This window comes from Vibrio hannami (assembly GCF_029589055.1).
Classification (GTDB): Bacteria; Pseudomonadota; Gammaproteobacteria; order Enterobacterales; family Vibrionaceae; genus Vibrio; species Vibrio hannami.
Genome location: NZ_JARQZP010000007.1, coordinates 670,740 through 685,929 on the forward strand (window position 1 = coordinate 670,740; position 15,190 = coordinate 685,929).

The 15,190-nt window shown below is 46.2% G+C and carries 12 protein-coding genes and 1 pseudogene; 12 read left to right on the forward strand and 1 reads right to left on the reverse strand.

Going from position 1 to position 15,190, the window contains the following annotated elements; all coding sequences use genetic code 11:
* Window positions 1-11 precede the first annotated feature (11 nt).
* Window positions 12-1,328, reverse strand: coding sequence for an omega-aminotransferase AptA (gene aptA, locus P7F88_RS17525; RefSeq protein ID WP_277826782.1), 1,317 nt, complete (start codon window positions 1,326-1,328; stop codon window positions 12-14).
* 136 nt (window positions 1,329-1,464) lie between these two features.
* Between aptA and P7F88_RS17530 the strand changes: the two genes are divergently transcribed.
* From P7F88_RS17530 to P7F88_RS17585, 12 genes and pseudogenes are all read left to right on the forward strand, one after another.
* Window positions 1,465-2,394 (forward strand): LysR family transcriptional regulator, encoded by a 930-nt coding sequence (locus tag P7F88_RS17530; RefSeq protein WP_277826784.1) that lies wholly within the window; start codon window positions 1,465-1,467, stop codon window positions 2,392-2,394.
* Between the two features lie 17 nt (window positions 2,395-2,411).
* Window positions 2,412-3,074, forward strand: a complete 663-nt coding sequence (locus P7F88_RS17535) for a TetR family transcriptional regulator C-terminal domain-containing protein (protein WP_277826785.1) — start codon at window positions 2,412-2,414, stop codon at window positions 3,072-3,074.
* Window positions 3,075-3,445: 371 nt separating this feature from the next.
* The gene (gene cofG, locus P7F88_RS17540; protein ID WP_277826787.1) at window positions 3,446-4,567 is read left to right on the forward strand and encodes a 7,8-didemethyl-8-hydroxy-5-deazariboflavin synthase CofG; all 1,122 of its coding nucleotides are present in this window, start codon (window positions 3,446-3,448) and stop codon (window positions 4,565-4,567) included.
* Window positions 4,568-4,592: 25 nt separating this feature from the next.
* Window positions 4,593-5,822, forward strand: a complete 1,230-nt coding sequence (gene cofH, locus P7F88_RS17545; protein ID WP_277826789.1) for a 5-amino-6-(D-ribitylamino)uracil--L-tyrosine 4-hydroxyphenyl transferase CofH — start codon at window positions 4,593-4,595, stop codon at window positions 5,820-5,822.
* Window positions 5,819-6,778, forward strand: a complete 960-nt coding sequence (gene cofD, locus P7F88_RS17550) for a 2-phospho-L-lactate transferase (protein ID WP_277826791.1) — start codon at window positions 5,819-5,821, stop codon at window positions 6,776-6,778. The genes cofH and cofD overlap by 4 nt, the downstream gene beginning before the upstream one ends.
* Complete coding sequence (gene cofC, locus P7F88_RS17555) at window positions 6,778-7,401, forward strand: 2-phospho-L-lactate guanylyltransferase (RefSeq protein ID WP_277826792.1); 624 nt, start codon at window positions 6,778-6,780, stop codon at window positions 7,399-7,401. Before cofD ends, cofC begins: the two co-directional genes overlap by 1 nt.
* Complete coding sequence (cofE, locus tag P7F88_RS17560) at window positions 7,394-8,206, forward strand: coenzyme F420-0:L-glutamate ligase (protein WP_277826794.1); 813 nt, start codon at window positions 7,394-7,396, stop codon at window positions 8,204-8,206. The genes cofC and cofE overlap by 8 nt, the downstream gene beginning before the upstream one ends.
* Window positions 8,203-8,883 (forward strand): NADPH-dependent F420 reductase, encoded by a 681-nt coding sequence (gene npdG / locus P7F88_RS17565; RefSeq protein WP_277826796.1) that lies wholly within the window; start codon window positions 8,203-8,205, stop codon window positions 8,881-8,883. Before cofE ends, npdG begins: the two co-directional genes overlap by 4 nt.
* 28 nt (window positions 8,884-8,911) lie before the next feature.
* Entirely contained in the window at window positions 8,912-9,919 is a 1,008-nt protein-coding gene (locus P7F88_RS17570; protein WP_277826798.1) for a TIGR03842 family LLM class F420-dependent oxidoreductase, read from the forward strand.
* Between the two features lie 332 nt (window positions 9,920-10,251).
* Window positions 10,252-11,058, forward strand: coding sequence for a helix-turn-helix domain-containing protein (locus P7F88_RS17575; protein WP_277826800.1), 807 nt, complete (start codon window positions 10,252-10,254; stop codon window positions 11,056-11,058).
* A gap of 181 nt (window positions 11,059-11,239) precedes the next feature.
* Window positions 11,240-14,368, forward strand: a pseudogene (gene putA / locus P7F88_RS17580) (bifunctional proline dehydrogenase/L-glutamate gamma-semialdehyde dehydrogenase PutA).
* A gap of 20 nt (window positions 14,369-14,388) precedes the next feature.
* Window positions 14,389-15,078, forward strand: coding sequence for a 1-pyrroline-5-carboxylate dehydrogenase (locus P7F88_RS17585; RefSeq protein ID WP_277826802.1), 690 nt, complete (start codon window positions 14,389-14,391; stop codon window positions 15,076-15,078).
* Window positions 15,079-15,190 lie beyond the last annotated feature (112 nt).

A 15,190-nucleotide genomic window follows, 5' to 3' on the forward strand; every position in this document is an offset into this window, starting at 1 on the left:
CCTTGTTATCTTTAATCTGTTTGTCGGATTGCGTCGCCCATTGCATTTATGAGGCGATCTATCTCGTTTTGTTGAGTGATAAATGGTAGGCCTAGCTGGATAGTGTCGCCGCCATAACGCACGTAGAACCCTTGGTTCCAAAGTGTTGTGGCGATGTCTACAGGGCGAATCGTTGGATCGCCGTCTCGCGGCGCGATTGTCAGACCCGCAGCGAAACCAAAGTTACGTATATCCAGAATATGCTCAATGCCTTTCAGGCTATGGATAGCTTTTTCGAATACAGGCGCCATTTCGGCAACTTGCGGTATCAGTTGTTCTTCTTCCAACAGATCAAGCGTGGCTAGGGCGCAGGCACAAGCGACCGGATGGCCAGAGTAGGTATAGCCATGAGGAAGTTCGATGTTGTGCGGAGCGCCGCCTGCTTGCATAAATACATCATAAATCCCTTGCTTTGCCAGCAAGGCTCCCATAGGGATAGCGCCGTTAGTGATCTGTTTAGCAACGCAGATCATGTCAGGCGTAACGCCAAATGTCTGAGCGCCAAAGTAACTACCAGTACGACCAAAACCCGTTATCACTTCATCAAAAATGAGTAAAATATCGTGCTGATCACAAATTGCCCGTAGTCGCTGCAAATATCCTTCGGGTGGAATAATTACCCCGGCAGAACCGGAAAATGGCTCAACGATGACAGCAGCAATATTAGAAGCATCATGTAAAGCAATCAGGTCCAGTAACTCATCCGCCATTTCAGCACCTGTCTGGGCCATGCCTTGCGTAAATGCCATTCCAGGTTGCATGGTGTGCGCGAGATGGTCAGCATCCATCGCCTGTCCCCATAACTTACGGTTACCGCCAATACCACCCCAGCTAATCGCACCCCAACTGGCGCCGTGATAGCCTTTACTGCGTCCAATAATTCGGGTTTTTGTCGGCTCTCCTTTTTGTCGCCAGTAAGCACGAGCTATCTTAGTTGCGGTATCAGAAGCCTCAGAGCCCGAGTTAACAAAAAAGACTCGGTTGATATCATCTGGTGCTAGTTCCGCTAAACGTTCGGCCAGCTCAAATGCTTTTGGATGTCCATACTGAAAGGCTGGAGCATAATCAAGCTCCCTCAGCTGTTTCTCCACCGCGATAGCGATTTCCGGACGATTATGACCCGCGCCACAAGTCCATAAGCCGGAAAGACCATCAAATATTTTTCGACCTTTATCGTCGATATAGTATGCCCCTTGAGCGCCAGTAATCATGCGTGGATCCGCTTTAAACTGACGATTTGAGGTATACGGCATCCAGTAGGCTTCCATCCCTGTTTCTATCTGCTGCATATCCATCTGCTCTGTATCTCCTTTGGTGATTTTTCCGTTTAATCGGGAAAAAACATGAACTGCGTTTTACTTTAAGCACGAGATTTGGTTTGATAAATCACAAATAATCGAACTAAAGATGCAGGTTTATGAAACAATGAAGGCGTTACTAGGACAGTTATCCGATTTGGATATTCGCCTGCTGCGTGTGTTTATGGCCGTTGTGGACAGCGGTGGTCTGAGTGCAGCAGAGATGGAACTCAATATTGGTCGTTCTACCATTAGTCGTCACTTAAAAGACCTAGAGCAGCGGCTTGGCCTAGTGCTATGCCACCGTGGCCGCTCTGGTTTTTCTTTGACGAACGAAGGTCAACATATTTACGAATCGGCACAGAGGCTTCTACTTTCGATTGATGATTTTCGCCATGAGGTCAACGATCTTCATCAGAGTCTGAAAGGACACCTGGTATTAGCGATGTTTGATACTACGGTAACTAATCCTGATTGTCGGGTTGACCAGGCAATCGCGAGTTATGCTGCTAAGGCCCCGAACGTTGCTATCGATATCCATGTTGTGCCAGTAAATGAAATTGAAAAAGGGGTGCTGGAAGGGAAGTATCATGTCGGAGTCATCCCCCCGCATCGCCGCTCAGCGAGCCTGGAGTATATGCCACTATTTGGTGAGCAGATGTACATGTATTGCGGAAATGGCCATGAGTTATTTAAGGTCAAGCGCCATGTGAGTGACGATGAGGTTATGGCACAGAAATATGCAGGCCTGAGTTTTAGTAGCCCCAATATGGAAACGGGTAGGGCATTAAACTTGATCAAGAGTGCGGGTGCGAGTAACCAGGAGGGTATCACCACACTGATACAATCAGGACAATACATCGGATTTCTGCCAGAACACTTTGCCGATATCATGGTGAAGAAGGGGCAGATGGATAAGATAAACAACAACAGATTTTCATATTATTGCGAATTTACCGCTATTCATAGAAAATCCCCCAAGCCTACACGGATCGTACAGGAGTTCCTGGATGCTCTCATGCAGACCAGAACCCTGACAGATAAAGAACAAAAATAATTCAAAGGTTAATGACCATGAGCAGTACATCTTCTCAGTTAGTGCCATCAAAAACAAAGAATACTAATCCCTCTTCAGCTCGCGTAGCGATGGAAGCCAATATCCTGCGAGCATCGGAAATCGTATTTGCTGAGTTCGGCTACAAAGGTGCAACAATGGATCGCATAGCGAGTCAATGCGGTATTTCTAAGCAAAACTTGCTGTACTATTTTTCATCCAAAGAGCTGCTTTACCGCACAGTGCTACAAAATATTGTTGATATTTGGTTAGAACGCATGGTGTTTGCTGAGCAATATGACGCCACTCCAGAACAGGTTATTGAAGCGTATATTCGCGGTAAGTTACAGTTATCCCATGATTATCCAAATGCCTCTAAAGTGTTTGCACAGGAAATTATTTCTGGTGCTCCGATAATTCGAGGCTACTTAAAAGCAAACCTAAAACCTTTGTTTGACAGGGATGTTCAGCTAGTACAAAGCTGGGTTGATGACGGTCGACTACGCGATATTGAGCCTGAGCATTTATTTATTGCCATTTGGGCGATGACACAAACCTACGCTGACTTTGCTGCTCAGATAGAACTGGTTCTGGGCAAGAATAAACTTGAACAGCCTGACTTCGAACGAGCTACCAAGTTTCTTACTGAGATGGTCGTCCAGGGTATCGTTGCCCCAAAATAACGCATAAAAATTTTTTTCGGGGGTATTTTACCCCTTTAACAAGCCCTTGCTGGAGCCTCAGGGAGTCTTTCATCGAGCTTACTTCTGAAGCTAAAATTTATACTGTCTGATTTTTGTCCAATCCCATATCCAACCATGCATACCGCTTAATTAATACTCATGATTCCGAGCCAGATTCATTGCGTTTACCTGTGATTAACTGGCTGATTTTCTCCCCAAATTAGACCGCATTTGCACCAAAAAAAACATGTCATCAAGGTCTTTACCATTTGGTAAAAATCGTGCTAATTCTAATTATACCAGATGGTCAAACTTTCAGATTTCAGCTAGGGACAGGGAGAAATCTGACCAGGAAATTCAGGGAGAAAAATATGCTGAGCAAAGGTGCGGCAATGCATATGGGTGATGCGAGCGACAAGTTGCTTGATACGCTCTGCCAGCAGGCTGGCGGCATACGTGACAAGTACTGGGGCAACCAGGTGACATATTCAAGAAAGGTGTTTATTCCGCTAACCAATATGTGTCGGGATACATGCAGTTACTGCACTTTCGTGAAAACACCGGAATCAGGTGAGGCGCAGCTGATGACTCCCGAACAAGTGCTGACAACCGCAATCAAAGGTCAAAGTATGGGCTGTAAAGAAGCCTTGTTTAGCCTTGGTGAACAGCCGGAAAAACGCCATAAGTTGGCGAAGGAGTTATTAGCGCAGCAAGGTCACACCACAACCGTTGGCTACCTGAAAGCGATGGCTGAATTAGTGCTAGAAAAAAGCATGCTGGTGCCTCATATCAACGCCGGTGCTCTTTCTTATGAAGAGCTCGAATCATTGAAGCCAGTAGCGGGCTCTATGGGCATGATGCTGGAAAGTTTAAGCCCAGCTTTGACCAAAAAAGGCGGCGCTCATTACGGCTGCCCTGATAAAACACCGCAGCGACGTATCGATACATTAGTCGCTGCAGGAGAGTTGGGTATCCCATTTACCACCGGGCTGCTTATAGGCATTGGCGAGTCATGGGAAGACAGGATAGAAAGCCTTTCGGAAATCGACCGTCTGCACAAAAAATACGGACATATTCAGGAAGTCATAATCCAGAACTTTCGTGCTAAGTCAGGTACCGGTATGGCGAATGCACCAGAGCCCTCCAAGCTGGATATGCTGCGAACTCTGGCGGTAGCACGCTTAATACTGTCACCATCTATCAGCCTACAGGCACCACCAAATCTGGAGCAAGATTATCAGGACTACCTGCGTGCGGGTATCAACGATTGGGGTGGTATTTCACCGCTAACCAAAGACTTCATCAATCCGGAAAGAGCCTGGCCACAAATAGAGCGACTGGCAGAACACTGTCGCACCGCAGGATACAGATTGAAAGAGCGTCTGACGGTATACCCCGATTTTCAGGTTACGCAGACAACAGTAAGTTTGCCACAGGTAAGAATACGCTCACAAGCATCAACAAATGGGCTAGCGATGGTTCAGTGCCATTAAGTAAGAGTGAGTTAAGGAGAGAGTTATGCTGTCACGGAACGACAATTCTAAAGTAACACCTATTCAGTTTGGCCGATTAAACCCTGAGATCAGGGATACGCTTAAACAGGCACTGGAAGGGAAAGAGATCTCAGCAAAACAAGCAACGACGCTATTTAGCGCACAAGGACAAGACTACCAGGCTCTGCTCAATGTTGCTGATCAGGTCAGGCAGAACTTATGTGGCGATAAGGCGAGTTTTGTTATCACTCGCAACATCAACTTTACCAACGTTTGTTACATGGGCTGTAAGTTCTGTAACTTCGCTAAGCCGATTAAACACGAAGATGCGGAATTTTTGTCATTAGAGGAAATCTCAAACAGAGCACAAGAAGCATGGGACAGAGGTGCTACCGAAGTGTGTATTCAGGGCGGCTTACACCCAAAAATGAGCGCCGATTTTTACCGGAATATTCTGTTAACCATCAAGGCTAGGCTTCCAAAACTTCATATTCACGCGTTCTCTCCATTTGAGATTTGGTACGGTGCACGTCGTGCCAAGATGAGTCACAAAGCGTTTTTGCAGGATCTTAAGTTCTGTGGACTGGACTCAATGCCGGGAACCGCAGCAGAGATTCTGGATGTAGAAATCCGTGAACAACTGACTAAGAACAAGCTCAGTACAGAAGACTGGATCAGTATTGTCAAAGCCGCACACGAGGTAGGAATCAAAACGACGTCTACCATCATGTATGGACATATAGACCAGCCTCATCACTGGGCAAATCACCTGGAATTACTTCGTAATACACAAAAAGAGACTGGCGGTTTTACCGAGTTTGTACCGCTGGGTTTTGTTCACTACAAAACCAAGCTGTACAACGACAACCCTGGTCAGGTTCGCCCGGGACCGACTCGAAACGAGCATTTTAAAATGCACGCAGTTGCAAGGCTTATGCTGCAGGGGCAGATCAATAACATTCAGGCTTCCTGGGTAAAAATGGGTTCTGACGTTGCTGCACAAATGCTGCGCTCGGGTGCAAATGACCTTGGTGGAACTCTGATGAATGAGAGTATATCTCGTGCAGCCGGAGGCGAGCACGGCCAGGAGATTGAGCCACAGGATCTGGTGAAATTCATTCACAGTGCCGGTTTAGATGCATTCCAACGTTCTACCCTGTATCGAAATGTTCACGACTACCCACTGCAAACGAAGGCTGAAACCTCATTGATCTTACCGTCTCAAGAGATCATTCGTTGTGAGGCTGCAGTATGAACAGCCTCAATGTGACCCTTCTTGCTGGTGGTGTAGGCGGCGCAAAAGCTGCTGAAGGTTTGGCAAAAAGCAATTACGCCAAGGGCCTGAAAATTATAGGTAATATTGGAGATGACCAGGTGTTCCATGGACTATGGGTCTCACCTGATATCGACACCATGATATATACCTTGTCTGAACGCATCGACCGAACACAAGGCTGGGGTCTTGCTGGAGATGAACAAAAGGTACTGAATGGCCTTAAGCAATTGGGTGTGGATACCTGGATGCAGTTGGGTGATATGGATTTTGCTAGTCATATCTTTCGCACTGAACAACGCCGTTTAGGTGTTCGTGCACAAGAAATTACTCAGCAAATATCTATCGCAAATGGTGTTGAGATCCCGGTCTTAGTACCAACAGATGATGTGGTTCAAACCAAACTGAAATCCGGCAGTCAGTGGCTTAATTTTCAGGATTACTTTGTTCGTTTTCGTTGTCAGCCAGAAATCGAAGAGATCCATTATGTCGATTGCGAAAAAGCGAGTGCCACGCCTGAGTCTTTAGATGCCCTACGCAGTGCTGATTTGGTTGTGATAGCGCCCAGTAATCCTCTGTTAAGCATTGGCGCCATTCTTTCGATTGACGACATTCGTCGTCAGTTAACCAAAGTCACCGTCCCAGTTGTTGCGGTTTCCCCGCTTATTGGCGGTCATGCAGTGAAAGGCCCGGCAGTCGAACTGATGAAGTCGCAGGGCTACAGCCCGGATGTGCTCGGCGTAGCAACTTATTATCAGGGGCTTATAGACGTGCTGGTTATCGATCCTATGGATGCTTACCTTGCACCAGAAATAGAAGCGATGGGCATACATGTTCTGGTAAGAAATATCTGGATGCGCGATGAAGCAGAGAAGTCCGAGGTTATGAGTACCATCGTTGATGAAACCCTGAATCTACAGATCAAGAGGGCAAGCTAATGTTGGAGAAACTAAATATTGTTATCCCGATGAAAGCACCTGCTTACTCTAAGCAGCGTCTGATGGGAGTTCTCAATGTAGCCCAGCGCGAGACCCTGGCTCTTAGCCTGTACCGGGAAACATTACGTTTTTTTGCTAATCACTACCCACAGGTGAATCGCCTTGTGGTCACGGATTCACAGCAGATAGCAGATATAGCTAAGCGCTACGGTGCCTGTACACTACTGGAAAAACAGTCAAAAGGGTTGAATAACGCCATCGACGTTGCTACACGCTGGAGCATGATGTCCGGATATCGACATCAAATGGTGATACCGGCAGATATTGCCAAATTAGACACAGATGAAGTAAGCGCACTTTTTCAGGCTGTTGAGGCGGGAAATCAAGTGGTCATTGCCAGAGCAAAGGATTCAGGGACTAATGCCTTGATAACTACGCCTCCAAATGCGATTGAATTCCAGTATGGCGCTCAGTCAGCGCTCGCTCATGCCCAACAAGCACACGTAAATCAATTACAAGTTGAAGTTCTGGAACTGTCAGCTCTGAGCCAGGACATTGATGTGCCAGATGACCTGCTACGTGTTCACCCAGGGTACCAACACAAGGAGTACTGTTATGAATAATCTGGCTGTAGCAGAACCGGTAAATGAACCCGAGTTTGATTCAATGCAGATGTTTACGGTTGGTGGCCTTCCCGATTTCAAACCGGGGATGAATCTGGCGCAGCACCTTATCAAAGCGCTAGAGGAGCAGGGAGAGAGCTTACAACAAGGGGATATCCTGGTGGTTGCTCACAAGGTGGTGTCCAAATGTGAAGGTGCGGTTGTCGATGTAAATGATGTGACAGCCAGTGAAGAAGCCATATCGCTCGCGAAAACCGTGAACAAAGATCCGCGCAAGGTGCAGGTCATTATGGACCAATCTTCCCGCATCGTACGCAGCATGAAGCGGCCTGAGCAGGAAGAAGGCATTCTGATAGCAGAACACAAGCTGGGCTTTATTTGCGCTAACGCTGCTGTCGATGAATCCAACACCGACCGCCCCGGCCAACTGATAACCCTTCCAAAAGATCCAGACAGTAGTGCCGTGACACTGTGCAAACAGCTGGAGACACATTTTAGCTGTCGTCTTGGAGTAGTTGTGAGCGATACCTTTGGCCGTCCATGGCGATTGGGCCAAACCAATGTTGCCATTGGGCTGGCACGTGTGCCTGCTATTCAACAAATGTATGGAGAGGGTGATGCGTGGGGTAGAGAGCTGAAAGTTACAGCCCCTGCGTTTGCCGATGAGTTGGCCGCAGCATCCGGGCTATTAATGGGTAAAAGTGGTAAATGCCCGGCAATTATTTTTCGTGGGTTGAACTGGCAAGCTAGCACCAGCTCAGCAAAGCAGATTTTAAGACCAATCAGGGAGGATCTATTCCGATGAGTGGAAATAACAAAATAGCAATTCTGGGAGGAACAGGCCCCCAGGGTAAGGGGCTGGCATTAAGATTTGCCATGGCTGGAGTGCCAGTAGTGATTGGCTCTCGCGACGGTGGCCGAGCAGCGGATAGCGCGGATGAAATGAACGCGACTCTACCTGAAGGCTGTGCAACTATCGAGGGTATGGACAACCTGGCTGCAACTCAGGCAGCGGATGACATGGTGATTCTGTCGGTTCCTTATTCGGCACACAACGCTACTTTGGAAGAACTTAAAGATGCTCTAATCGGTAAGGTTCTGATTGATATCGTTGTCCCCCTGGCACCTAAGAACCCTAAAGCGGTTGCGATGCCACCAGAAGGGTCAGCGACTGAAGCAGCTCAGGCACTCCTAGGAGACAATATCCCGGTAGTTGGTGCACTGCACAATGTATCCGCCGTCACGCTGAACAACACCGAACAACCAATCAACTGCGATGTTCTGGTTTGTGGAAACCAACTGGAAGCGAAAAAGGCGGTAATGTCTCTAGTAGAAAAACTAGGCGTGAATACTTACAACGCAGGGCTTGCGGAAAGCGCACGCTGCATTGAAGCATTAACCCCAATCCTAATCCGCCTGAACATCTCTAAAGAAGTACCGTTTAGTCACGCAGGCGTCACTATTGCACCACCTATTCACTAATTTATTACATTCTAAAAGGAAGCAAGACATGGAATTTGGAATTACTTTTAAAGGGTTTGTCAGCCCAAACCGCGCGAGAAATTTGGTTCGTCAGGCAGAAGAAGCTGGCTTTACATACTGCTGGTTTTACGACTCGCATATCTTATGGCGCGAATCTTTCGTCGCAATGGCTATGTGTATGGAACATACGAAGAATATGCGTTTCGGACCGTGTGTTACCAATCCGAATATTCGAGATTGGTCGCTGGCAGCAAGCCTATACGGCAGCCTGGCTCTACAAAGTGAAGGACGCTTTGATATTGGCCTTGGACGTGGTGACTCGTCGATGCGTGTGATGGGCAAAAAACCAGCGCCGCTTGCTCGCGTGGCTGAATTTACTCACAAGGTTAAGGCGATGGTAAAAGGGGATGAGCCGGTAACTTATGAAGAGTGTGCTTCGGAAGTTCAGTTCCCTTGGGCGGTAGGTTATGACTTACCTGTCTGGATTGCCGCGTATGGGCCAAAAGCTCTGGCAACAGCAGGTGAACACGGTGATGGTCTGATCTTACAGATTGCTGAGCCAAGCTTGGTGAAATGGTTTGCTGATCAGGCATTAGAAGCCGGCGAAAAAGCAGGTAAAGACATGAGCAACTTTAAAGTTCAGGCTGCCGCACCCGCGTATTTCGGTGACAAACAAGAGTGTTTGGACAAAACTCGCTGGTTCCCTGCAATGGTCGGTAACCACGTAGCCGATATCGTCGAAAAGTACGGCTCAGACTCTGGTTTAGTACCAACCAGCCTTACTGACTATATCGAGAAACGTAAAGGTTACGACTACTCTAAACACGGACAAAGCGATAACCCGTATCTGGAGTTTATCTCTGACGATATTATAGAAAGCTTCTCGGTACTAGGTAGTCCTGATGATCATATTTCAAAGATCAAACAGCTAGAAGAAGCCGGGGTGACTCAGTTCAACATCTATCTGGATAACGGTGATGAAGAGAACATCATCGCTAAATATGGTGAGCATATTATTCCAGAATTTAATAAATAGATTCTCCGGTTAAAAAACCTACAGACATACAACGGCAGCTCTTCAGAGTTGTCGTTGAGTTTATTTACAGAGTCCGCTATTACCACTAATACCGTCATCCCACTAATACCGTCATCCCTGCGCAGGCAGGGAACTCATATGTTGCACGATTTGTGTGCAATTCATTCTTTCTAATAGGGCTTAAAAAAGGGCTTAAAACATCCACTTGGCAGGAATTAAGGAGGTGTTGGGTTGTAACCTATTGATTATTAGTTTGATTATAACAGAGCATAATCCGGCACGTTTTTGGCATTGCTGAGAGATTGATAAATAAACGATATAGGTGTGCTGAGATGGCTTATCAAAATTCACATGCTAACTTCTCTACAATGCAGCCAAAACCTACGGAACTGGTTACATTGTCGACTAACATTGATGACCATGCACACGATTATCTACAGGTAGTTATCGGTCTTCAGGGTACTGTTGAATTTGATATCAATGGTAAAGGAAACTACATGGCTCCGGGGCAAGGGTGTATTATCACAGAGTCAGCAGAGCATGCCTTTGGTGGAGTGAATTCTCCCTCCGACATTTTTGTTCTCAATTTTTATGCCGATACTGAAATTAATCAGCTGAACCTATCTCGATTGAACGAAATGGCTCAGAAGGACTACTACTTTCAACTGGACGACCAGCTAAGGCAGTTAATTAACTTACTGGCAGTGGAGATAGAGTCAAATCCAGATAATCTGCTACTCAGCCAGAGTTGTAATCACACCATCATTGCGCTGTTAAATCAGCATATAAGAATATTTCAGTCAGACAGTCGTTCGTATCGTCTGGATATGGAAGCGATTAACCGTTATATAGAAAAGCATATAGACAGAAAAATTAGCGTAGCTCAGTTAGCCGGGTGCGTATTTTTGAGCGAAAGTCAGTTCCATCATTTATTCAAAGAGAGTGTGGGGGTGACCCCTCACCAGTATGTTTTGTCTAAGCGGGTCGAATACGCAAAAAAATTAATGGAGCATGGGGGCTACTCGCTTAGCCATGTTGCACATATGTCGGGTTTTGCAGGGCACAGTACCTTTACTCATGCTTTTAGTAAGTTAGTTGGCATTTCTCCTTCTAAGTACCGAAAAAATTATTTCTCATAACTGAGGATCCCCCCTTCACTCTCCCTGTCATTTCCCCAGAATTTGGCAAGTACTCAAGAGTTTTTGGCAAGTTTTTATCTTATTTGTAAATACACTGGTTACTACAGATACCCTTATGGAATAAGGGCTGACAAGATGTTCGCGCATGCAGAGCACCTATGATCAAGGATGAAGTAACCTTATGCTAAAAACAATGGAACCGTTGGGCTCGAATCTTTCGGCTATGCCCCTAAAAGAACTTGAAGCATTGATTTCGTCTCTCTATATGGTTGATGAAACAAAAGTATTGAAATCACTGCTGCCACTAGCCACACCGTCAGAGGCAGAAAAATCTGAAATTGAAAATCAGGCCAACGAGCTCATTCTCGCAATAAGATCAGACAAAAAATCGATTCAGATGATTGATGCACTGTTACTGGAATACAGTCTAGATACGCAGGAAGGCATTCAACTAATGTGTCTTGCTGAAGCGCTAATGCGCATTCCAGATAAGGCAACTGCTGATGCACTGATCCGGGATAAGTTAACCGTCGCCGATTGGAAATCTCATCTAAAGGGTAAAAACTCTGTATTTGTAAACGCATCGACGTGGGGGTTGATATTAACTGGCAAGGTCTGTGCGTTGGAAGGTGAACAAGGATCCTCCCCAGGTAAGGCGTTATCAAAGCTGGTTAACAAACTCTCTGAACCTATTATACGTCAGGCAATGAATCAGGCAATGGCGATACTAGGACGTCAGTTTGTGCTAGGGCGTAGCATCCGTGAAGCGCAAAAAAATGGACGTTATCAGAAGGAAAAAGGGTTTGATTTCTCTTTTGACATGCTAGGGGAGGCCGCGCTTACAGCACAGGATGCTAAGAAATATTTCAACGATTATATATCGGCGATTGAGAATATAGGTTCTCAGGGAACAGGAAGTGCAGAAAATCTTCCTTCCATCTCCATGAAGCTCTCAGCTCTACATCCGCGCTATGAAGTGGCGAATGAAGAGAGGGTGATGGAGGAGCTATTTAGTACGTTAATGATTTTGGCTAAACGTGCTAGAGAGCTCAATGTGCCACTTACTATTGATGCCGAGGAAATGGATCGTCTGGAATTGTCATTGCGTCTGTTTGAAAAGCTGTATCGCCAACCAGAAATTAAAGGCTGGGGTCAGTTCGGAATTGTGGTTCAGACGTATGCGAAACGAGCACTGCCAGTTTTAGCCTGGTTGAATCAATTGGCAGAAGAACAAGGAGATATGATCCCTGTACGTCTGGTGAAGGGGGCGTATTGGGATACTGAAATCAAGCTGGCTCAGCAAAAGGGCTACGATAACTATTCTGTGTTCACCCGCAAGGAGGGGACGGATGTTTCTTACCTGGCCTGTGCAAGGTATGTGTTGAGCGCCGAGGTAAACCGTAATCTTTATCCTCAGTTTGCCAGCCACAATGCCCACACCGTTACTGCTATCGCTGTAATGGGTAAAAAAGCCAATATGAGTTCCAGCGTTTACATGGTATGGGTGAAGCACTCTACAATCATGTAATGGAAAAATATGGTTCTAACGTACGTATCTATGCGCCGGTTGGAAGCCACAAAGATTTACTGCCATACCTGGTTCGCAGGCTGTTGGAAAATGGTGCAAACAGTTCTTTTGTACATAGATTAGTGGATGTGCATTTCCTCCGGAACTGCTGACAAAACACCCCGTTGATCAACTACTTAATGTACCGACGTTTGATAACAAATCGATACCACTACCACCGGCTATTTTCCAGGAGCGCAAAAATGCGGTTGGAATTAACGTAGATATAGATAGTGAAAGAGAGCCCTTTGAGGCAGACATCGCGGTTTACATGGCGGAGAGTTGGACAGCTGGCCCGATAATCGGTGGAAAGCACTTATATGACTCGCTTATTGATTCCGGGTGCAACCCGCAAACAGTCACCGCTCCATACGACAGAAGTATTGAGGTCGGAAAAGTAGTACACGCTCAGAAAGAGCATGTCGAACTGGCGATGCAGTCTGCAAGTCAGGCTTCTAAACTCTGGCGTGACAAGGAAGAAGAAGAGCGAGCTCTATGTCTAAACAACTTGGCTGATTTGTTGGAGTTAAACCTGGAAGAACTGGTGGCTATTTGTCATAAGGAAGCAGGAAAAACCATCCACGACGCGATAGACGAAGTGCGCGAAGCGGTCGATTTCTGTCGCTACTATGCCAGACAAAAAGAAGTATTTAGTGTTGAGCAGATAAGCTGTTTTGACGGTAAGAAAATGGCTATTAGCCGACAAGGACGAGGTGTCTTTGTCTGCATTAGCCCATGGAATTTCCCACTGGCTATTTTCCTGGGACAAATAACAGCTGCACTGATGGCGGGTAACACAGTGGTTGCTAAACCTGCGGAACAGACGTCACTGATAGCTGCAAAAGCCGCTAAGTTAATAGATGAAGCCGGTTTTCCTGAAGGCGTGTTTAACCTGCTTCCTGGCGGAGGTTCAGAGATTGATCTGCACTGACTTCTCACCCTCTTGTATCTGGCGTGGCTTTTACCGGTTCAACTCAGACCGCGATGAAAATTAATCAGTCACTGGTTCGTGATCAAGGTGAAGTTCTTCCGTTCATTGCAGAAACGGGTGGTCAGAATGCCATGATAGTTGACAGCACCGCTCTGCCAGAGCAAGTGGTGAGAGATGTCCTTCGCTCTGCATTTGCTTCTGCTGGACAGCGCTGTTCTGCACTAAGAATTTTGTGTGTTCAGGAGGAGATTGCCGATCAAATCATTGAAGCGATTTCCGGGGCAATGGAACAACTTACGGTGGGTTTACCTTATTTGCATAAAACCGATGTAGGCCCCGTTATTGATACCAACGCGAAGGAGAAACTCACTCAACACATAGAGTATATGACCAAGACTCAGCGTCTGGTTCAGCAGCTTCACTTAGATGATGTGTGCGCAAAAGGTGACTTTATCGCTCCTACCGCGTTTGAGATATCAGATCTATCCATTCTGAAAGAAGAAAAATTTGGTCCCATCCTGCATATCATTCGCTTTAAAGCAAATGAGTTGGGAGCCCTGATCGATGAGATTAATGCTACTGGCTATGGATTGACTTTGGGAATCCACAGCCGCAATGAAACCACATATCAGTGGATTGAAAAGCACGCCAGGGTAGGCAATACGTACATTAATCGCGATCAGGTTGGTGCTGTCGTCGGTGTTCAGCCATTTGGAGGTCAGGGGTTATCTGGAACTGGCCCTAAAGCTGGCGGCCCTCATTATCTCTATCGATTTACAGAGATAAAGTACCACGAAGCACCAACCGCATAGCATATACAAGGAAGTAAAAAATGAAACCAATTCAAGAGTGTTACAACGCTGCATTTTCTGCGTTTGAGTTGTGGAATCTTACGGATTTTTCTAACAAAAAGCAGGCACTAGCCGCAGTTGAAAACCTATGGCCCGAAGGGTTGAGCAAGGTGGCGCAGTATCAGTTTGCCCATGCTGAATCCGTTGTGTCGACTACGCACTCACTTGTCAGCCCTACAGGAGAAACAAATGAACTCTATACACAAGGACGAGGTGTTGCTGTTTTGTTGTTTGACTCGGATGCACAATATGCTGACAAAGCGTTGGTCGCAATGGTCACCGCATTATTAACCGCCGGGAATAGTGTCATCGTGTGCAGCGACAACTCTCGGGTTAAAACCTTAATTGAAGCGAGTAATATTCGGTGCACACTACCTGAGAACCTGATTCAGATAGTCGAGCGGGATAAATACACAGAGTTGTTGAATCTTGATATCCGAAATTTTGTGCTTATCGGTAGCGCGAACAGTTCAGTCTCGCTAAGCGAGGCGTTGGCTATGCGCCCAAATGCCATTACCTCAATGGTTGCAGAGACCGATCTGGAGTCATTGCCACACTCTAAAGACCCCAAATTGGTTTTGCGTTTTATTACCGAAAAGGTCAAATCAATCAATATCACAGCCATAGGCGGGAATGCGATGTTGCTTGAACTGGGTAATACCGTGCATTAGTGCGGATAAATACAACATAAGTTTTGTTGTGGTCTCTGTTTTAACTCAATGAGTATCACATGTTAACAAATGGTGAAATATGTTATCAGCAATCTCTGTATTGATAAATGCA